This window comes from Acidiphilium sp. AL (assembly GCF_025499445.1).
Taxonomy (GTDB): Bacteria; Pseudomonadota; Alphaproteobacteria; order Acetobacterales; family Acetobacteraceae; genus Acidiphilium; species Acidiphilium iwatense.
On the sequence record NZ_JAIMBZ010000003.1, the window covers coordinates 40,240 to 59,660 of the forward strand.

Genomic DNA, 19,421 nt, shown 5'->3' on the forward strand with positions numbered 1-19,421 from the left:
CCTCTGAAGTCATAGGGGAAGTCGATTTTCTATATTTCTCTGATTGGTAATATCGATTATAAAGCGCAATGGACAGTTTTTACCCCGCGTCGCCGCGCCTGCTCGCCGGCCTGTCGCTCCGCGATCTGGAATATGCCCAGGCGGTGGCCGAACTCCGTCATTTCGGCCGCGCGGCGGAGCGCTGCGGCGTGTCGCAGCCGGCGCTTTCGGAACAGATCCGCAAGCTCGAAGCGATTCTCGGCGTCACGCTGTTCGAGCGCACCAAACGCCGGGTCGCACCCACCGCAGCAGGCGCAGCACTTCTCGTCCAGGCCGAGCGCGTTCTCGCCGAGGCACGGCATCTGCTCGCCTTGTCGCACGGCCAGCCCACCGGGATGACCGGACAGGTCTCCCTGGGCGCGATCGAGACGCTCGGGCCGTATTATCTGCCGGGACTGCTGCGCCTGCTGCGCGCCGAGCGGCCCGAGTTGTCGCTCCGCCTCACCGAGGCACGCACCGCGCGGCTGATCGAGCGGCTGATCGAAGGCGCGCTCGATCTTTTGCTCCTCGCCATGCCGGTGTCGCGCGCCGGACTGACCGCCGCGCCGCTGTTTTTCGAGCCGTTCCTGCTGGCGACTCCGCCCGGCCACGCGCTGGCCGGGTTGCGGCGTCTCACCCTCGACGATCTGCCGGCGGATGATTTGCTGTTGCTGGAAGACGGGCATTGCCTGCGCGATCAGGCGCTGAGCCTGTGCAACGCCAAGCCGGTGACCCGTCATGCGACCAGCCTGGAGACGCTGTGGCAGATGATCGCTGCCGGGGAGGGTTATTCGCTGCTGCCCGCGCTTGCCGTGGCGGCCCGGCCGGAACTCAGCGATCTCGTGGTCTGTCAGGATCTCGGAGATGCCTCGGCCGGGCGCACCATCGCGCTGGTCTGGCGCGCATCCGACCCGCGCGATCCGCTGTTTCGCGCGCTCGCGGCGCTGCTCGCGGGGATGCGGCCCGCGCCGACCCTTGCGGCGGTCGGCGGATGACGCGCGCTTCGGCAGATGCTACCGCCGCACCGATGATCCGCGATACGCTCAAGGCGCCCCTCAAATCGGTCTGGGTCCAGCAACCCCTGGGCGATCTGGCCGGGCTCTATCTGCACGGCGCCATGGCCACGACGCGCTGGACCATCGATGCGGACGCCCTGCTCGGCGCCCTGAAGGCCGGTACGCCGTGCATCATCGTGTTCTGGCACGAATGCCTGCCCTCAATGCCGATTCTGTGGCGCGAGGCGGAACGGATCGGCGCCGGACCGAAAGGGTATGTGCTGGCCAGCCGGCATCGCGACGGGCGGTTGATCGCCCGCGCGATGCGCCATTTCGGCATCGAGACCATTTCCGGCTCGACCTCGCGCGGCGGGGCCTCCGGCCTGCGCGAACTCGCGCGCCTGTTCGAAGCGGGCCATCCCGTGGGGCTGACGCCGGACGGACCGCGCGGGCCGCGCCGCCGCGCCGCTCCGGGCGTCGCACAACTCGCCGCCCTGACCGGTGCTCCGGTATTCTGCGCCGCCGCCGCGACGTCGCGTGCACTCACCCTCGAGAGCTGGGATGCGATGCGGATTCCCCTGCCCTTCGGGCGCGGCGCACTCATCGCAAGCGGCCCGATTCTGGTGCCGCGGCGGGACTGGGAGGCGTCGCTCGCAATGATCGAGGCCGGGATGACCGCCAATCTCGCGAGGGCGTCGGTCCTGTGCCGCTGAGTCTTTCGATTTATCGCGGAGTAACGGCACTTACCGCGCCGCTGCTGCCGTTCTGGCTTAGCCGCCGGGCAAAACGCGGCAAGGAAATCGCCACCCGCCTGCCGGAACGCTACGGTATCGCAAGCATCACGCGACCGGGGGGACGGCTGATCTGGATCCATGCAGCGAGTATGGGCGAGACCATGTCCGCGCTCACACTGATCGACATACTGGCGAATCACGCGGCCGTGCTGCTCACCACCGGCACGATCACCTCGGCCGGGCTGGCTGCCCGGCGCGCCCGCGCCATCCATCAATTCGTGCCGCTCGATGCACCGCGCTATGCAGAGCGGTTTCTCGATCATTGGCGGCCGGACACGGCGGTGTTCGTCGAATCCGAGATCTGGCCAAATCTATTGCGCGGCCTGGATGCGCGGCACGTGCCGCGGTTTCTGGTCAACGCTCGGCTCTCCGCCCGAAGCGCTAAGCGCTGGGCGCGGTTTCCCGCCACCGCGCGCGCGCTGTTCGATGGTTTCGGGTTCATCGCCGCGCAATCCGAGGCGGACGCGGCGGCACTGCGCGGGCTTGGCATTGATCGCGTCGAAGCGCCAGGGAACCTGAAATTTGCGGCCCCGCTCCTGCCGGACGATTCGGCTGCGCGCACGGCTTTGGAAGCCGCTTGTCCGGGACCGCGAATTCTGGCGGCAAGCACCCACGCGGGCGAGGATGCGCCGATGGTCGCAGCCCATCGCGCCTTACTCGCCGGTCATGCGAACCTCACCACAATCATCGTGCCGCGCCACCCCGAACGGGCCGAAGCGATCGCCGCGCTCACCGCCGGCCTGCCGACCGCGCGGCGCAGCCGAGGCGAGATGCCGGTGCCCGGCGGCATCTACCTCGCCGACACGTTGGGCGAGCTGGGGCTGTTCTACGGATTTTGCCCGATCGCCTTCATCGGCGGCTCGCTGGTGCCGGTCGGCGGCCATAACATGATCGAGGCCGCACAGCTCGGCTGCGCCGCGATCGCCGGGCCGCACCTCGCCAATTTCGCCGAAGCCGCTGCGATCCTCCGCGCGGCTGGCGGGCTGATCGATATAACGGATGGCACGGAACTGACCCAGGCATTCGACTCGTTGCTCGCCGATCCCGCTCGCGCCGCCATGATCGGCGAAGCCGGGCGCCGTGCCTGTCAGGGCTTCGCCGATCTGCCCGCACGGCTTACGGCACAAATTCTGGACGCAATCGCATGATCCGCGCCCCCGCGTTCTGGCAGCATGACGGATTCGCCGCGTGCCTGCTCGCGCCGCTCGGTGCCGTGACCGAAGCAATGACCGCCCGGCGGCTGGCACGACCGCAATATGATTGTGGCGTGCCGGTCATTTGCGTCGGTAATGCCGGCGTCGGCGGCGCAGGGAAAACCGTCCTGACACGGCATATTCTGGCCCGTTATGACGCGCGCGGTGCTGCGCCGTTCGCGCTGACCCGGGGCCACGGCGGAACATTGCGCGGCCCGGTTCTGGTCGATCCGGCCCTGCATAATGCGCACGCGGTCGGCGACGAAGCGCTGCTGCTCGCCGCATCGGCACCTACCGTGGTCGCGCGGAACCGCGCCGCCGGTGCGCTTCTCGCCGTAGCTTCCGGCGCCTTGGCGATCGTGATGGACGATGGATTGCAAAACCCTGACCTTGCTAAAACCATTTCTCTCCTAACGATCGACGGCGGCACCGGATTCGGCAATGGACGGTGTTTGCCGGCCGGGCCGCTGCGCGAACCGGTCGCATTCGCTGCCGCGCGCTGCGCGTGCGCCGTACTGATCGGGCCGGATCAGACGGGTGCGCGTGCCGCTCTGCCGGCAACGCTGCCGGTACTGACCGCCGCTCTGCAAGGCTCGTGTTCGATGCCCCTGAAGGACGTCCGGGTGATCGGCTTCGCCGGCATCGGACGACCTGCCAAATTCTTCAGCACCCTGCGCGAACTCGGCGCGGAACTTGTCGAAACCGTCGGATTCCCGGATCATCATCTCTATCGGCCCGGTGATTGCGCACGACTCGCAGCCCTCGCCGAACGGCATCGTGCCGTTCTCGCCACCACCGAAAAGGACGCGGTGAAACTGCCGGCCAAAATCCTGGAGCGGTGTGCCGTCGTCACCGTGGATCTCGTTTTCGACGATCCAGCAACCCTGGAGCGCCTTCTGCCATGACGTTTTTGCACCGGATCGAATACGCCATGGTCCGCGGCTTTCTCGCGGTGTTTCGGAGGCTCGATCCACGGCGCGCCAGCGATCTGGGCGGCGCGATCGGGCGGTCGATCGGCCCGCTGATTCCGACCACGCGCGTTGCCAATGCCAACCTGCGCCGGGTCATGCCGGAACTCGACGCCGCCGCACGCCGGAAAATCATCCGCGACGTATGGGAGAATCTCGCACGCAACGCCGCCGAGTTTCCGCATCTCGCCAATTTGCGCGAAACCGCGAGCGGGCCCGGCTACGAAGTGGTCGGGGCGGAGCACGTCCGGGCCTTTGCGGCACGCGGCGGACCGGGCATCATCCTGACCGGACATTTCGGCAACTGGGAGATCATCCCGCTGGCATTCTACCGGCTCGGCGTTACCCTCGCCTTCTTCTATCGCGCCGCCGCGAACAAGGCGGTGGACGAGACGATTCTTGGTCTGCGCAAGGCAGCGATGGGCCAGAAAGTCGCCATGTTTCCCAAGGGTGCTTCGGGTGCGCGCGCGTCTTATGCACACCTGACCCATGGCGGGGTGTTGTGCATGTTGGTCGATCAGAAGCTGAACGACGGAATCGAGGCGCCGTTCTTCGGCACCCCCGCGATGACAACGCCGGCGCTTGCGGTGTTCGCGCGGAAATTTCGCTGTCCCATCCTGCCGGTCCACGTCGAACGGCTGGGCCCGGCACGGTTGCGCATCGTCTGCGAGCCCCTGGAATTTGCACAAAAGACCGAGGACAAGACCGAAGACGTCAAAGCGACGACCATCTGGATGAACCGGACGATCGAGCGCTGGGTCCGCGCCCGGCCGGGCGAATGGCTATGGCTGCACCGGCGCTGGCCGAAAGAGTTGGTTATTAAATGATGCCCTCGGACGCCGGGCGGAGTTGCGCAAGGTTCCGGCGATCCGAAGGATCGATGGAAACACAACGGAGGGGCGCGCATCCGCGCGCTTGGCTTTCGCGCCACTAGGCGCGCGCCGCATTCGCGGCGTGCAGCGGAACGAGCCAAGGCTACGTTACGCTGGTATTACCCATTGCCATGGATTAGGCTTGCGAAACAAAACAACGAGGGGGCATTCATGACTGCAATCGTTCCGCACGGAAGGCTCAAGCGCGATGCGCTCGGCCTGCCGCAGATCGTCGCATCGACGCTCGCGAATATCGCGCCGGCGATGAGCTTCTTCTTCGGCTTTGGCCTGATCGTGACCGGTGCCGGGGTTGCCGCGCCACTGACCATATTGGTCGCGATGGTGGTGATCCTGTTTCTCACCAATACCCTCGCCGAGTTCTCGAAATACCGGCCATCCACCGGCTCGTTCGTGACGTTCATCGGCATGGCGTTCGGCCCGGTCGCCGGTGCCGCCGCCTCGGTGTTCGTGGTGTTCGGCTATCTGGTCGCGGCCTCCTCGGTCGTGGTGATTTCGGGCGGCTGGGCGCACGACACGCTGAAACTGTTCCTCGGCATCGACATCCCCTGGCAATTACTCAGCCTGATCGCGACCGGCATCGTCGGGTTTCTGGTCTCGCGCGGTGTCGCACTATCCACCACCTGGGCGGCGGTGTTCTTCTATTTCGAACTTGTCCTCCTGATCGTCGGCGCGATCATCATGCTGGTAGTCAATCGCGGCAGCATCACACTGGCACCCTTCGAATGGCATAATCTGTCGGGCGGGCTGAAAGGCATCGGGCTCGGCTTTCCCATCGCGATCTATCTGTTCATCGGCTGGGAGAACTCGGCGACCCTGGCCGAGGAAACCCGCGACGCGCGGCGCAACATCCCGCGCGCGCTGATCATCGGCACGCTGTCGATCGGCATTCTGTATATGTTTCTCGCCTATGCGACGGAAATCGCCTTTCACAACAACGCGACCGCCATCGGCAAATCCGATATCCCCTTCGTCGATGCGTTCAAGGCATCCGCCGCCGGCTTGCTGATCATCGCCTATCTCGCTGGACTGACCAGCATTTTCTCCTCGCTGCTCGGCTTGACCAACAGCCAGGCGCGAATTCTGTTCAATTCGGGGCGCGAAGGGCTGCTGCCGCGCTTCTTCGGCAAGATCCATCCGCAGCACCGCACACCCTTCGTCGCGATGTGGAGCTTCGTGCTGATCGCCTTCGCGATCGTCATCGTGTTCGGCTGGAACATCAAGCCGGTCGATCTGTTCGGCGAAACCGGGTCGCTGGGGACGATTCCCGTTATCGTGACCTATCTGATCACCAACCTCGCATTGCCAGTCTATATGCTCAAATATCATCGCGTGGAGTTCAATGCGTTCAAACACGCCGTCATTCCGGTGGTCGGCACCATCCTGATGCTGTTCCCGCTCTGGGGCCTGGTGCAACCCGGCCAGCCTGCGCCTTACAATTTGTTCCCGTGGATTGCGCTTGGCGTACTCGTGCTATCGATCATCTACGGCATCGTGCTGGAACGGCGCGACCCCGACCTCGTTCAAAAGATCGGGTCGTATGTCGCGGATGAGGAGTTTTGATGGGCAAAAAATACCACATCGCGGTCATCCCCGGCGACGGGATCGGCCGCGAGGTGATCCCGGCGGCGCTGTCGGTGCTCGACCGCGCCGCCACACTTTGCGGTTTCTCGCTGGACTATGTGCAGTTCGACTGGAGCTGCGAAACCTTCAAGGCGACAGGCCGCATGATGCCGGAAGACGGCATCGTGCAATTAGCCGATTTTGATGCGATTTTTCTCGGCGCCGTGGGTTATCCTGGCGTGCCCGATCATGTTTCGCTCTGGGGATTGCTGATCCCGATCCGGCGCGAGTTCGACCAGTATGTCAATCTCCGCCCGGTCCGCTTGCTGCCCGGTGTGCGCTGCCCGCTCGCGGGCAAGAAACCCGGCGATATCGATTTCTGGGTGGTGCGTGAAAACGTCGAGGGCGAGTATTCGCAGATCGGCGGACGGATGTTCGCCGGCACCGATCGGGAGTTCGTCGAGCAGACCAGCATTTTCACCCGCACCGGGACCGACCGGATTCTTCGCTATGCGTTCGAACTGGCGCGAAGGCTCGACCGGAATCATGTGACCTCGGCGACCAAATCCAACGGCATTTTCCATACGATGCCCTATTGGGACGAGCGGTTCGCCGCCGTTGCGGCGGATTATCCCGATGTCAGGATCGATCAGTATCACATCGACATTCTCGCCGCGCGGTTCGTGATGTCGCCCGAGCGGTTCGACGTGGTTGTGGGCTCCAACCTGTTCGGCGACATCCTGTCCGATCTCGGGCCGGGCGTGACTGGGACGATTGCCGTCGCCCCCTCGGCCAATCTCAACCCGGAGCGAAAATATCCCTCAATGTTCGAGCCGGTGCATGGCTCGGCCCCTGACATCGCGGGGCAGGGAATCGCCAACCCGATCGGAGCGATCTGGGCCGCCTCGATGATGCTGGAGCATCTGGGCGAAGCCGACGGTGCCGCTCTGGTGCTGCGTGCGGTAGAGGCGGCACTTGCCGATCCTTCGGCGCCGCGCACGCCCGATCTTGGCGGGACGGGAAAAATGGCGGATCTGACAGCGGCGATTGTCAGCGCTCTTAGGTAGAGTGTGATGATGAATTTAGAGTCTTCCCTGATTGTGGTTAGGTGTTTAATCCCGGTGACGTTCTCCGACTCGCGTCATCTCCATCCCGGATGCCCCGAAGCCATGGCCTCGGCCTGCCCCTGGCAATACGAATTCGGGATCCCCTCCGGCGTTATTCCAGCGGTTACCCCGTTGGAACCTTACCGCCTTCGCCCACGCCTTGCTCATTGGCGCCGCCTGATACGAACCAGACACCGCAAGCCGCCATCCCCTTCCGCCAACGCCGCATCACGCGGCGGGAGGTCCGCTTGTCCAGAATTCGGCATAACGACGCCCGCCACGATGATCCCAAAAATCCTGGAACCCAAATTCATCAAAGCCGGAACGAAAAAGTCCGCGTGAGAAATGCGGGCTAGCTGTTATCGGTCGGTGTCAGGGCGTCTTTTTTCAGGTTTTGGGTCCAGAGCTTGATCCTCAGTGTCGAGTCGGGATTGGGCGCGCGGCGCGGCAGCACCAGAACCGCGCGCAGACCCGGCCGGTTATCGTCGAGCCGCAAGATACCGCCATGAAGATTGGCGATCGCCGATACCAGGGCAAGGCCGAGACCCGAGCCGGGCGTCGAGCGCGCGCTTTCCGCCCGATAGAACCGCTCGGTCGCGCGCGGACGATCGGTCTCGGGAATACCCGCGCCCTGGTCGGCGATGTGAATTTCGATATGGGTGGCATCCATCCGGGCCGAGATCGATACCCGGCATCCGGCCGGTGAGAATTTCAGCGCATTTTCGAGCAGGTTGGCGATCGCCTGCTGGATCATGTCCCGGTCGCCCACCATCGGCAGCTCGCGCGGCCAGGCGATGTCCAGCCCGATACCGCGCTCCTCGGCCGCGGCTTCGAAAAACTCGGCGAGATCGTCGAGCACAGGTGCGAGATCGATATCCGCGAAAGCCGAGCGCCGGGAACCCGCCTCGATCTCGGCGATCCGCAGCAAGGCCTGGAACACCTTGACGACCCCGTCGAGATCGTCGGTTGCGCGGTCGACAGCGCCGCGCAATTCCTCGGTCGTGCGGGCATGCGCTGCGGCATCTTCCAGGCGCGCCCGCGCCCGCGTGATCGGGGTGCGCAGATCGTGCGCGATCGCGTTGGAAACCTGGCGGACCCCGTCCATCAGCCGGGAGATGCGATCGAGCATATCGTTGATCGTCTCGGCGAGTTCGTCGAACTCGTCGCCGCTGCCGGACCGCCGCACGCGCTGGGTCAGATCGCCACGCGCGATCGCCCGCGTGGTCGCGGAAATATCGGCAAGCGAGCGTTTGAACAGCCCGCGAATGACCAGTGCGCCGAGAACGCCGAGCAGCAGCATCGCGGCGAGTGCCCAGAGGAGCCCGTCGCGCAAAATGTGACGCAGTTGGGACCGCGTGCTGACATCCCTTCCGACCAGCAACTGAAATCCGCCGGGCAGTTCGTAGTAGCGCAGCAACGCGTGCGAACGCAGGCCCGCCCGCTCCACCGGCATCGTGTACCAGGCATGGGGCGCATCGATACCCTGGGGCCAACGGGTCAGATTGCCGGCGATTCTATTGCCCAGCGGATCAACCAGCAGATAGATCGCGTTGTCGTTCAGGTTTTCGTCGATCCGGTTGCGCAGGGTCAGCACAAGCGCGGGCAAGCCTCCTTCGGTAAAATGCGTGGCGAGGCCCCGCGCATCGACCCGGATCGCCTCATGGGTCTGCCGGTCGAGCAAACCGACGGTCGAATACCGCAAGGAGGCCGCGAGCACGATGGTCGAAATGCCGAACACCAACGCGTAGAGCACGGCAAAGCGAACGCCGGCCGAGCGTAGGAATCGCCTGCGCTTGCGTATCCGCACCGGCGGCTTCGGATCGGCTTCGGGTACGGCCTCGCTCACCGCGCCGCCTTCCGGGTAAGATCCCGATAGCGGCGTGATCGACGAAATCTCATTGCACGTTACGGCTCCTCGACCCTGAGCATGTATCCGGCATTGCGGACCGTATGCAGCAGCGGCGCATCGAACGGCTTGTCGATCTTCTGACGCAATCGCGAGACATGAACGTCGATCACGTTGGTTTGCGGATCGAAATGGTAGTCCCACACGCCTTCGAGCAGCATGGTGCGCGTCACCACCTGGCCGGCATGGCGCATCAGATATTCAAGAAGGCGGAATTCACGCGGCTGCAAATCTACCTTCTGACCGCCCCGTTTCACGCCGCGCGACAGCAAATCCATCTCCAGATCGCCGACCGCGAGCCGCGTCGTCGGCCCCTCGCCTTTGCCGCGCCGCGCCATGGCTTCCACCCTGGCGAGCAGTTCGGCGAAGGCGAATGGCTTGGTCAGGTAGTCATCGCCGCCCGCTTTCAGCCCTTTGACCCGATCATCCACCTGGCCGAGTGCCGAGAGAAACAGCACGGGCGTCGCATTATCCTGGGCGCGCAGGGTTTCCAGCAGGCGCAGCCCGTCGATCCCGCCCGGCAGCATGCGATCGAGGATAATCGCGTCGAAATTCTCGGATGCCGCCATGAACAGCCCGTCACGGCCGTTATCGGCATGTTCCACCGTGTGACCGGCCTCGCGCAGTCCCTTCACCACGAAACCGGCGACATCCTTGTCGTCTTCCACAACCAGTATTCGCATCAGTCGCTCCCTAACTCCGCCGGCCTGCGGCCGACAACTACGGAAAGGCCGAAGATCCGGCCATTCCTATTTATGCGTAAATGCTCGATGCTGCCCGGCGGCACCGAAGCAACCGCACGGATCAGTGCACTGGCATCGTTCACCGGCAGGCGGTTGATCGCGAGGATGACATCGCCCGGCTCAAGACCGGCCCGCGCGGCAGGTCCATCGGATTCGATTCCGGTCAGTTCCACCCCGGCCGCGCCGGAAGGCAGATCCGCGACCGACACGCCGAGCCAGCCGCGTGGAATGCTGCCATGGGCGATCAGGGCCGCGATGATTCGCCGCGCCATATTGGAGGGAACCGCGAAGCCAATTCCGACCGATCCGCCCGAGGGGGAAACGATGGCGGTATTCACCCCGATCACGTGGCCGTTCATGTCGAATGACGGACCGCCGGAATTGCCCGGATTGATCGGCGCGTCGAGTTGCAGGAAATGATCGAACGGGCCATCGCCGATCTCGCGGCCGCGCGCGGAGATGATACCGGCGGTGAACGAGGTGCCGAGATCGAACGGATTACCGGCCGCGAGAATCCAGTCGCCCACCGCCATATGCGCGGAATTGCCCCAGCGCACGAAGGGCAGGTTCCGGCCGGCATCGATCTTGACGACGGCAAGATCGGTCAGTTGGTCGGCGCCGATGATCCGCGCCGGCAGGCGCTGCCCGTCATCCAGGGTGACGATGATGCGCGCCGCATCGCCCACCACGTGATTATTGGTCACGATGATGCCGGATGCGGTGACGATGAAGCCGGAGCCGGCTGCCTTGTTGACCGCACCACCGCCGGTAAATTCCTGCGGCTGGGCATTCCGCCGCGGTAGATGCGGCGGGGACGGTTTTCGTGCCCCGGCGACCTGAGTCACCGAAATGCCGACGATCGCCGGAGCGACGCTGCGCACCAGCGGGGCGAAGCTGGACGGCATGGCGAAGCCGCGCTGCGGCCGCAGGATCGCGGGAGCGACGACAAGAGCAGTGATGATCGCGCGGCGCCGAGCCGGCATTCTGGATTCCTGATGTTTCGATTCGTCGATGACATGGCACCCGGCCGACGCCTGCGCAAGATTCCGCTACACGGCTTTGCCTGAGCGTTGCGGCGACGTTACGAACTTGGCATGTTTCAGAGAGTTACCTACAGTTGTGGAACGAAACGAAGAATTTGGATAAAAAAATTGATGTAACTTCCTATTAATTTACAAAACTTTTAAGAATTGGATGCATTCCTGTCATCCCCCCCCTTTTGTTTCCGCCTGAAACTTGCCACAATCGGGATACGATGCGCCTGCACGGTTCCTGCGCGACTCTCGGTGATGATGCGGTGTTGCTGCTCGGTCCGTCCGGGATCGGCAAGTCGGATTTATTGCTGCGGCTCATCGACCGGGGCTTCGTCCTCGTCGGCGACGATCAACTGGAACTCGAAGCGGGCCGGATCAAGGGCGTCCCCCCCCTCATCGGCATGATCGAACTGCGCGGGATCGGCCTGTTCCGCGCCGATCACCGCGATTCGGCGCGACTGAGGCTGGTCGTCAGGCTCGGCGCGGCCAAGGATCGCTTGCCCGCACCCGGCAACGACGCGGAATTCGGCGTGCCGCTCATCGCACTCGATCCGTGTGCCGCCTCGGCGGCGGTCCGCATCCATTGGGCGCTCGACGCCGCCTGCGGCCGGCGCATGCAGCATTGCGGCGCATTCGCGGCATGACAGCGCAACGGCCGAGATTGGTGATCGTCAGCGGCCTTTCGGGAGCCGGCAAGAACTCGGTGCTGCGCGCGCTCGAAGATCTTGGCTACGAGGCCGTGGACAATCCCCCGCTCAGGCTGGTCGATACGCTGATCGATTCGGATAAGCCTCTGGCTATCGGAATCGACGCGAGAACTCGCGATTTTTCGGCCGACGAGGTGATCGAAACCCTGCATCGCCTGCGCCGATCCGGGCGCGCCCAACCTGAACTGGTATTCGCCATCGCGTCACCGGAGGTGCTGCAGCGCCGGTTCACCGAAACCAGGCGGCGGCATCCGCTGGCGCTGCAGGGCACGATCGGCGAGGGAATCGAGACGGAGCAGGCGCTGACCCGGCCATTGCGCGATGCCGCCGATTGGGTCGTCGATACGTCCGAACTGCCGCTGGCATCGCTGCGCCAATTGATCGGACAGCGATTCGGCGATCATGGGCCAGGCCTTTCGGTCACCTTGGTCTCGTTCGCTTTCCCCGCGGGCGTTCCGCGCGAGGCGGATCTGGTGTTCGACGCGCGCTTTCTGCGTAACCCGCATTACATACCGGATCTGCGTCCGCAAACAGGGCTCGACGCGACGGTTCGTGCTTATATCGAAAGCGATCCCGACTACTCGGAGTTTCTCAGCCGGTTGAGCGGCCTGATAGCGTTCTTGCTGCCGCGCTTCGTTCGGGAAGGCAAGAAATACGTGACGATCGCGATCGGCTGCACCGGTGGACGGCACCGCTCGGTGACGATCGCCGAGGCGCTCGCCGCGCGGTTGAGACCCCGGCATGGGGCGGTTCAGGTCGAGCATCGTGCCATCGGCGTCAAACAGGTTGAAGCGCCGCAGCAGGCGGACCGGCAGCGGGCGGATCGTTCCGGCCCGCGATCGGCGATACCCGGACCATCCGGGGGAATACGGAGTTACATGATGACCGGAGCGTTGAAATGATCGGGCTCGTCCTGGTTAGCCACGGCAATCTCAGCGTCGCGCTGCGCGATGCGATGGAACACGTGGTCGGTCCGCAGCGCAACGTCGCCACGGTATCGGTCGAGGCCGATGCCGATATCGAAACCCAGAGGCGCGAGATCGCCGCGCGCGTCGCCGACGTGGATACCGGGGACGGCGTGGTGGTGCTGACTGACATGTTCGGAGGCACGCCGTGCAATCTTGCCATGTCGATGCTCAACCGCCCGGATGTCGAGGTGATCGCCGGGGTGAACCTGCCGATGCTGATAAAACTCGCCAAGATCAGGGGCAGCCAGGGTCTGGCCGAGGCCGTGCAATGCGCGGAAGCCGCCGGCCGGAAATACATCGCCTGCGGGTCCGAGGTCCTGCAAAGCGTGCCGCCGCGTCGCGCGTGCGGATGAGCGACGAGAACCGCACCTCATCGACCCGGCTGGTCCAGCAGGCGATTATTCGCAACAAGCGTGGCCTGCATGCGCGGGCGGCGGCGAAACTGGTCACGCTGGCGGAAAAATTCAGCGCTTCAGTGGAAGTGTCGCGGGACGGCCAGTCGGTCTCCGCGCAATCGATCATGGGGCTGATGATGCTCGGCGCAGGTCCAGGCTCGGAGATCGAGATTTCGGCCGACGGCTGGGATGCGAAGGAAGCGCTCGCCGCCGTGCTGGAACTGATCGAAGCGGGTTTTCATGAAACCGGCTGACCATGAGAAGCGGTGACGCGCCACCCCGGAAATCCCGCCGGCAGACAAGGCTGGGCGGCACGCCGATCATGCCGGGGATCGGTATCGGACCGATCACCTTCGCCGAGGAGCCGGCGCTGCCGAACCCGCGGCAGAAAATCGCGGCAAGCGACATCCAGGCGGAGTTGCGCCAGTTCGACGATGCCGCCAAGCAGGCACGCAAGCAACTCGGCAAGCTGAAGGCGCGTCTCACCACCCTGCCCGAAGAGGCTCAGACCGAAATCGCGCCGCTGATCGAAGCGCATCTGCACATGCTCGGCTCGTCGAGGCTGATGCGGGCGATCCAGTCGGCGATCGAGGACCGGCTGGTCTCCGCAGCAACTGCCGTGATCGAGGTCGCCGAAGATCAGGCCCGCACGCTCCTGGCGCTGCGACGGGGCGCCGATGACGGGGCCGCCGCCGCGCGCCAGGCCGAGGAGGTACGCGACATCGGCCGGAGGCTGCTGCGCAATCTGACCCATCTTCCATTCCGCAGCTTTTCAGGCCTGCCGCAAGGCGGTATTCTGGTCGCCGAGCAGTTGCGCCCGTCCGATGCAGCCTTGATCGATCCGGCCCATTTTGCCGGCATCGCGACCGAGGAAGGCTCGGCCGATAGCCATACCGCGGTCATGCTGCGGGCGATCGGTGTGCCCGCCGCCCTCGGCATTCCCGGTCTACTCGCGGCGGCACGGCCGGGCTCGACCGCGATTCTCGATGGCGAATCGGGCGCGATCATCCTCAATCCTGGGCAGCGCGGGCTGGCGGAGGCTGCACGCCTGCGCACCTCTTTCGCGCGGGCGCAGCGGGGGCTCGTCCGGCTCCGCCGGCTGGCTTCGGAAACGCTCGATCATGTGCCGATTGAGTTGCAGGCAAATCTGGAACTTCCCTTCGAACTGCCGATGGTCGCGCAATCGGGAGCCACGGGAATCGGGTTGATGCGGACCGAATTCCTGTTCATGAATCGAGAAACCGTACCCGACGAGGACACCCAGTACACCATCTATCGCGAAGCGATCGAGGCAATGGATGGCGACCCGGTGACGATTCGCCTGCTCGACTGGGGGTCCGACAAGGAAGCCGAGGCTCTGGTCGCCAGCGATGCCATTTCCGTGGCGCGGGAGGCGAACCCCGCACTTGGTCTGCGCGGCATTCGCCTGCTCCTGCAGAATCCGAAACTGCTGGAGACCCAGATCGCGGCGGTTTTGCGCGCCGCCGCTTTCGGCCCGGTCCGCATCCTGGTCCCCATGGTCAGCCGGATTTCCGAAATCGAAACGGTCCGGCACGAAGTGGACAGGGTCTGGCGCCGGTTGCGCACGCGACAAACCCGCCTGCCCGCCTTGGCACCGCCGATCGGCATCATGGTCGAAACCCCGGCCGCGGCGCTGAATGCAGCCGCCTTCGCACGGCACGTCGCATTCTTCGCGATCGGCACCAACGATCTGACTATGTATGCCATGGCCGCCGACCGAGCATTGTCGGATCGGACCGGCCTTTACGACCCGCTCAATCCGGCAGTGCTTCGCCTTATCGCGATGACCGTCGCGGCCGGCGAGAATGCCGGCGTATCAGTCTCGATCTGCGGCGAGCTGGCGAGCCGCCCGGAAGCCGTTCCGCTGCTCATCGGCCTCGGATTGCGGCAGTTTTCCATGCATGGCGGGGCGGTGCTGCGGGTCAAGCGTGCGGTGCGCGCGACCGAAGCGACCTCCTGCATCGGTCTCGCCGAAGCGGCGCTCACGGCGTCGGGTGCGAAGGCGGTGCACGCCTTGATCGCTCAGACGGCGATCGGCTCATAACGCAAACCGGCCCCGATCGCGCGATCAGGGCCGGTCATCAGTCAGCAGCGCCGGTTCAACTGCGGCGGTTGCCCATGAACTGAAGCAGGAACATGAACAGGTTGATGAAGGTCAGATAGAGTTGCAGCGCGTCATAGACGCTGCGTTTGGATGCGATATCGGCACCGAAGCGGTAGCCGTACTGGAGATAATCCGCCTTGATCTGCTGGGTCTGGTAGGCGGCAAGGCCGGTGAAGATCAGCACGCCGATCGCGCTGATGGCGAACTGGAAGGCCGAGGATTGCAGGAAGATGTTAACCACCATCGCAATCAGCAAGCCGATTACGCCCATGATTAGAAAGCTGCCAAGCTTCGCGAGGTTGGCTTTCGTCGTGTAGCCGTACAGGCTCATCGCGCCGAACGTGGCGGCGGTCACGAAAAACGTGGTGAGGATCGAGCGCCCGGTATAGACCAGGAAAATATTGGTCAGGCTCGCGCCCATCGTGGCGCAGAACGCCCAGAACAAAGCTTGCGCCTGGGTGGTCGAAAGCTTGTTCACCCCGAAACTCATCACCAGCATGAAGCCGAGCGGCGCGAAGATGGTGATATAGGCGAGGATGCCGGGCTGGCGGACCACGGCGCCGCTGGCGGTGGTCACCAGCGGGTAGAACAGATCGATCGCCCCGGTGTGGGAGATCGCATAGGAAATGATGGCGGTCAGGAGCAGGCCCGATGCCATCCAGTTATAGACCCGCAGCATGTAAGCGCGCAGGCCTTCGTCCAGAACTCCAGCGCCGGCCGCGACGCTCGCGCCACGGTAGGATCGCATGTCAGGACCAATAGCCATGATTGATCGTCACTCCTTCAAAGCGGCGGGACTGCCGCTTTCGTCCCGCTATTTTGGCCATTCCGTGGCGCCGATCAAGCAGAATCGGCGCCACAAGGGTTAGATCGGCGTAACGATCGGGAGAACTGCCAAGCAGAGCCGATCAGCGACGCAGATTGAGCCGGCCGATCAGAGCCTCGTAGCGCTTCACATCCTGCTTCTTGACATAGTCGAGCAGGCGGCGGCGACGGCCGACCAGCATGAGCAGACCCCGGCGCGAATGAAAATCCTTCGCATGGGTCTTGAGATGCTCGGTGAGGTTGTTGATTCGCTCTGAAAGCAGGGCAACCTGAACCTCAGGGCTGCCGGTATCGGTGGGGGTGTTGGCATACTCGCCGATCAGTGTCGTGCGGCGTTCCGCGGTAATCGACATCGCATTTACTCCTGCGTGATGAAGGTTAAAGCACGCGCTCCGGCCTGAGCATTCCGTCAACGAAACGGCCCAGAACAGCGAAGCGGCGACCCGCCAGCCCGCGCACCAACCCTCCATCGGGATTGGCGGCAGCCGGAATCCGGCCCATCAGGTCGACAAGGCTCAGCGCCATGCCGTTGCGAAGGGCGGCGGCCTCGGCTTCGGTCAGGGCCAGCGCCGGGATGTCGGCCAGCGCGGTCTCGACCGGACGCACGAGGTCCGGGTTCGTCGCGGCGCTATGGCCGGAATCGGCGAGCTTGTCCAGGGTGGTGGCCGCCTGCTCGGTGAACGGCCCCACGGCAAGCCTGCGCAGTGCCGCGATATGGCCAACCGTGCCGATTGCGCGCGCGAGATCGCGGGCCAGCGAGCGCATATAGACACCTTTGCCGGACGCGACCTCGAAAATTGCATGATCGGGATCGGGACGGCCGATCAGGTCGAACCGATCGATCTGTGCCGGGCGCGGCGGCAGATCGGGTGGCGCACCGGCACGGGCAAGATCGTAGGCCCGCTCGCCTTCCACCTTGATCGCCGAGAAAGCCGGCGGCACCTGCATGATGGCGCCCCGGAACGCTGTGAGCGCCGCCAGGATCGCCGCATCGTCGGGCCGCGCGTCGCTGGTGGCGATCACCGCTCCGTCGGCGTCATCGGTATCGCGCGCCTCGCCGAAGCGCAGGGTGAAGCGGTAGAGCTTGGTGCCGTCCATGATGTAGGGAACCATTTTGGTCGCCGCCCCCAGCGCGATCGGCAGAACCCCAGTCGCCAGAGGGTCGAGCGTGCCGCCATGGCCGACCTTCGCCGCATCGAGCAGGCGCTTGATCTTGGCGACCGCGTGGGCGCTGGTAATGCCCGGCGGCTTGTCGAGAACGATCCAACCGTCGATCTTTCGGCCGCGCTTCTGCCTTGTCTGAGGCCGTGTCATTCGATGTCCTGACGATTGGGAAAGATGAGCCGCGGGTGATAGCGAAGCTTGCGCGAAACGGGAAGCGCGTTACGCCCGAAACGCGCGGTGATCGCGGCGGAGCAGAAACAGCCCCTGCTCGCCGAACAGGTTGGCAAGCATCGGCGCACGCCGCCAGGGCGCATGGCGGCCGGCATCGTCGGCGGCGAGCCAGGTTTCGACCCGATAGCCCTCCTCGTCGCACAGGCTGAAGAAGTCGCGGATGGTGCAGGGATGGATGTTCGGGGTTTCGTACCACATCCGGCCCCAGGTTTTGGTCATCGGCATCCGCCCGGTGGTGAGCAATTGCCAGCGCAGGCTCCAATGGCCGAAATTGGGGAAGCTGACGATCGCCCTGGTGCCGATCCGCAGCATTTGGCGCAGCACCTCGCGGGGCCGTCCGACCGCCTGGAGTGTGCGGGATAATACCACATAATCAAAGGCATCGTCCGGGTAGTGCGTCAGATCGGTGTCGGCATCGCCCTGCATCACCGGCAGGCCGTGTGCGACGGCGCGGGTCACTTCGGCCATGTCGATCTCGATACCGCGCGCGTCGCATTCGCGGGTGCGGAACAGATGGTCGATCAGCGCGCCGTCGCCGCAGCCGATATCGAGTACACGGGAACCGGGTGCGATCATCCCTGCGATCAGCTCGAGATCGACCCGCATGTTCTTCGCGACGAAACGGACGGGCGCCGCGTCGTTCATGCCAGCCCCGCCGCTTCGGCCGCACCGCCGAGAAACCCGGCGATGGTGCGGTGGAAATCCGGCTCGTCGAGCAGGAACGCGTCGTGCCCCTTGTCGCTCACGATCTCGACGAAGCTGACATTGGCGGCGGCCTGATTGAGCGCCCGCGCGATCGTCCGGCTTTCGGCGGTGGGGAACAGCCAGTCCGAGCTGAACGATACCAGCAGGAACCGGGTTTTCGACCCGCGAAACGCGGCACCCAGCGAGCCGCCGTGATCCGCCGCGAGATCGAAGAAATCCATCGCCCTGGTTATGCACAGATAGGAATTGGCGTCGAACCTGCGCACGAAACTCGACCCCTGGTGCTCGAGATAGCTTTCCACCGCGAAGCGTTCGCCGAACAGGATCGGGCTGAGCACATCGCCGCCTTGCAGGCGCCTGCCGAATTTGCGGGTAAGCGCCGCCTCCGAGAGATAGGTGATATGCGCGGTCATCCGGGCGACCGCGAGGCCGCGCGCTGGGATCACACCATGCGCCCAGTAGCGCCCGCCATGAAAGTCCGGGTCGGCGAAGATCGCCTGCCGCCCGACCTCGTGAAAGGCGATGTTCTGCGCCGAATGATGGGCGGCGGTCGCGACCGGCACGGCGGCGAACACGCTTTCGGGAAACAGCGAGGCCCAGGCCAGCGCCTGCATGCCGCCCATCGAGCCGCCGATCACCGCGAACAGCCGGGAAATGCCGAGCCGGTCGATCAGCTTCTTCTGCGCGCGGACCATGTCCTGGATGGTGACCGGCGGAAATAAGGTGCCCCACGGCTCGCCCACGTTCTGATCGAACCGGCTGCGCGGGCCGGTCGAGCCCATGCAGCCGCCCAGCACATTGGAGCAGATCACGAAATACCGATCGGTATCGACCGGCTTTCCCGCCCCGACCATCGCGCCCCACCACGCCGGCTTGCCGGTCAAAGGGTGGGTTTCGGCGACATACTGGTCGCCGGTCAGCGCATGACAGACCAGAACCGCGTTGCTGCGATCGGCATTCAGCGTGCCGTAGGTGCGATAGGCGATATCGATTTGCGCCAGATGCGCGCCGCAATCGAGATCGAGGCCTTCGGTGAAGGTCTCGTGAAGATGCGCGATCTCGGGAAATGGCGACTGGTCCATGGCGGTCTC

General features: G+C 64.6%; 20 protein-coding genes. 12 read left to right on the forward strand and 8 right to left on the reverse strand.

Annotated features, from left to right (window positions below):
• The first annotated feature begins 68 nt into the window (after positions 1-68).
• The 7 genes from AiwAL_RS03130 to AiwAL_RS03160 all read left to right on the forward strand — a co-directional run bounded on the left by AiwAL_RS03130 (position 69) and on the right by AiwAL_RS03160 (position 7,488).
• Positions 69-1,013: a LysR substrate-binding domain-containing protein gene (locus tag AiwAL_RS03130; protein ID WP_235703255.1), complete on the forward strand. Its 945-nt coding sequence runs from the start codon at positions 69-71 to the stop codon at positions 1,011-1,013.
• Positions 1,010-1,726: a lysophospholipid acyltransferase family protein gene (locus AiwAL_RS03135; protein WP_262312089.1), complete on the forward strand. Its 717-nt coding sequence runs from the start codon at positions 1,010-1,012 to the stop codon at positions 1,724-1,726. Before AiwAL_RS03130 ends, AiwAL_RS03135 begins: the two co-directional genes overlap by 4 nt.
• Positions 1,717-2,955 carry a 3-deoxy-D-manno-octulosonic acid transferase gene (locus AiwAL_RS03140; protein ID WP_262312090.1) on the forward strand — a complete coding sequence of 413 codons (1,239 nt, stop codon included), beginning with the start codon at positions 1,717-1,719 and terminating at the stop codon, positions 2,953-2,955. Before AiwAL_RS03135 ends, AiwAL_RS03140 begins: the two co-directional genes overlap by 10 nt.
• Entirely contained in the window at positions 2,955-3,905 is a 951-nt protein-coding gene (gene lpxK, locus AiwAL_RS03145; protein WP_262312165.1) for a tetraacyldisaccharide 4'-kinase, read from the forward strand. Before AiwAL_RS03140 ends, lpxK begins: the two co-directional genes overlap by 1 nt.
• Positions 3,902-4,795 (forward strand): lysophospholipid acyltransferase family protein, encoded by an 894-nt coding sequence (locus AiwAL_RS03150; RefSeq protein WP_262312091.1) that lies wholly within the window; start codon positions 3,902-3,904, stop codon positions 4,793-4,795. Before lpxK ends, AiwAL_RS03150 begins: the two co-directional genes overlap by 4 nt.
• Positions 4,796-5,011: 216 nt before the next feature.
• Positions 5,012-6,421, forward strand: coding sequence for an APC family permease (locus AiwAL_RS03155; RefSeq protein ID WP_235703251.1), 1,410 nt, complete (start codon positions 5,012-5,014; stop codon positions 6,419-6,421).
• Entirely contained in the window at positions 6,421-7,488 is a 1,068-nt protein-coding gene (locus tag AiwAL_RS03160) for a tartrate dehydrogenase (protein WP_235703250.1), read from the forward strand. Before AiwAL_RS03155 ends, AiwAL_RS03160 begins: the two co-directional genes overlap by 1 nt.
• A 391-nt stretch (positions 7,489-7,879) precedes the next feature.
• Here the strand turns inward: AiwAL_RS03160 and AiwAL_RS03165 are convergent, their stop codons facing one another.
• The 3 genes from AiwAL_RS03165 to AiwAL_RS03175 are packed head-to-tail and all read right to left on the reverse strand — an operon-like array spanning position 7,880 to position 11,159.
• Positions 7,880-9,373: a HAMP domain-containing sensor histidine kinase gene (locus tag AiwAL_RS03165; protein WP_235703249.1), complete on the reverse strand. Its 1,494-nt coding sequence runs from the start codon at positions 9,371-9,373 to the stop codon at positions 7,880-7,882.
• A gap of 59 nt (positions 9,374-9,432) precedes the next feature.
• Complete coding sequence (locus AiwAL_RS03170) at positions 9,433-10,116, reverse strand: response regulator transcription factor (RefSeq protein ID WP_235703248.1); 684 nt, start codon at positions 10,114-10,116, stop codon at positions 9,433-9,435.
• Positions 10,116-11,159 (reverse strand): S1C family serine protease, encoded by a 1,044-nt coding sequence (locus AiwAL_RS03175; RefSeq protein ID WP_262312092.1) that lies wholly within the window; start codon positions 11,157-11,159, stop codon positions 10,116-10,118. Before AiwAL_RS03175 ends, AiwAL_RS03170 begins: the two co-directional genes overlap by 1 nt.
• Positions 11,160-11,431: 272 nt before the next feature.
• On the opposite strand from AiwAL_RS03175, the gene AiwAL_RS03180 reads away from it, so the two are divergent.
• From AiwAL_RS03180 to ptsP, 5 genes are read left to right on the forward strand one after another with little or no spacing between them, the layout of a single operon-like run.
• The gene (locus AiwAL_RS03180; RefSeq protein ID WP_262312093.1) at positions 11,432-11,854 is read left to right on the forward strand and encodes an HPr kinase/phosphorylase; all 423 of its coding nucleotides are present in this window, start codon (positions 11,432-11,434) and stop codon (positions 11,852-11,854) included.
• Positions 11,851-12,819: an RNase adapter RapZ gene (gene rapZ / locus AiwAL_RS03185; RefSeq protein WP_262312094.1), complete on the forward strand. Its 969-nt coding sequence runs from the start codon at positions 11,851-11,853 to the stop codon at positions 12,817-12,819. Before AiwAL_RS03180 ends, rapZ begins: the two co-directional genes overlap by 4 nt.
• Complete coding sequence (locus AiwAL_RS03190; protein WP_235703244.1) at positions 12,816-13,238, forward strand: PTS sugar transporter subunit IIA; 423 nt, start codon at positions 12,816-12,818, stop codon at positions 13,236-13,238. Before rapZ ends, AiwAL_RS03190 begins: the two co-directional genes overlap by 4 nt.
• Positions 13,235-13,534 (forward strand): HPr family phosphocarrier protein, encoded by a 300-nt coding sequence (locus AiwAL_RS03195; RefSeq protein ID WP_235703243.1) that lies wholly within the window; start codon positions 13,235-13,237, stop codon positions 13,532-13,534. Before AiwAL_RS03190 ends, AiwAL_RS03195 begins: the two co-directional genes overlap by 4 nt.
• Before the next feature lie 2 nt (positions 13,535-13,536).
• The gene (gene ptsP, locus AiwAL_RS03200) at positions 13,537-15,345 is read left to right on the forward strand and encodes a phosphoenolpyruvate--protein phosphotransferase (RefSeq protein ID WP_262312095.1); all 1,809 of its coding nucleotides are present in this window, start codon (positions 13,537-13,539) and stop codon (positions 15,343-15,345) included.
• Positions 15,346-15,400: 55 nt separating this feature from the next.
• Here ptsP and AiwAL_RS03205 read toward each other — a convergent pair whose 3' ends face one another.
• The 5 genes from AiwAL_RS03205 to AiwAL_RS03225 all read right to left on the reverse strand — a co-directional run bounded on the left by AiwAL_RS03205 (position 15,401) and on the right by AiwAL_RS03225 (position 19,412).
• Positions 15,401-16,171, reverse strand: a complete 771-nt coding sequence (locus tag AiwAL_RS03205) for a Bax inhibitor-1/YccA family protein (RefSeq protein WP_262312096.1) — start codon at positions 16,169-16,171, stop codon at positions 15,401-15,403.
• Positions 16,172-16,313: 142 nt separating this feature from the next.
• On the reverse strand, positions 16,314-16,583 hold the full coding sequence (gene rpsO / locus AiwAL_RS03210) for a 30S ribosomal protein S15 (protein WP_235703240.1): 270 nt from the start codon (positions 16,581-16,583) through the stop codon (positions 16,314-16,316).
• Between the two features lie 25 nt (positions 16,584-16,608).
• Positions 16,609-17,544 (reverse strand): tRNA pseudouridine(55) synthase TruB, encoded by a 936-nt coding sequence (gene truB / locus AiwAL_RS03215; protein WP_235703239.1) that lies wholly within the window; start codon positions 17,542-17,544, stop codon positions 16,609-16,611.
• A gap of 69 nt (positions 17,545-17,613) precedes the next feature.
• The gene (metW, locus tag AiwAL_RS03220; RefSeq protein WP_235703296.1) at positions 17,614-18,231 is read right to left on the reverse strand and encodes a methionine biosynthesis protein MetW; all 618 of its coding nucleotides are present in this window, start codon (positions 18,229-18,231) and stop codon (positions 17,614-17,616) included.
• Positions 18,232-18,266: 35 nt separating this feature from the next.
• The gene (locus AiwAL_RS03225) at positions 18,267-19,412 is read right to left on the reverse strand and encodes a homoserine O-acetyltransferase (RefSeq protein ID WP_262312097.1); all 1,146 of its coding nucleotides are present in this window, start codon (positions 19,410-19,412) and stop codon (positions 18,267-18,269) included.
• Positions 19,413-19,421: the final 9 nt, after the last annotated feature.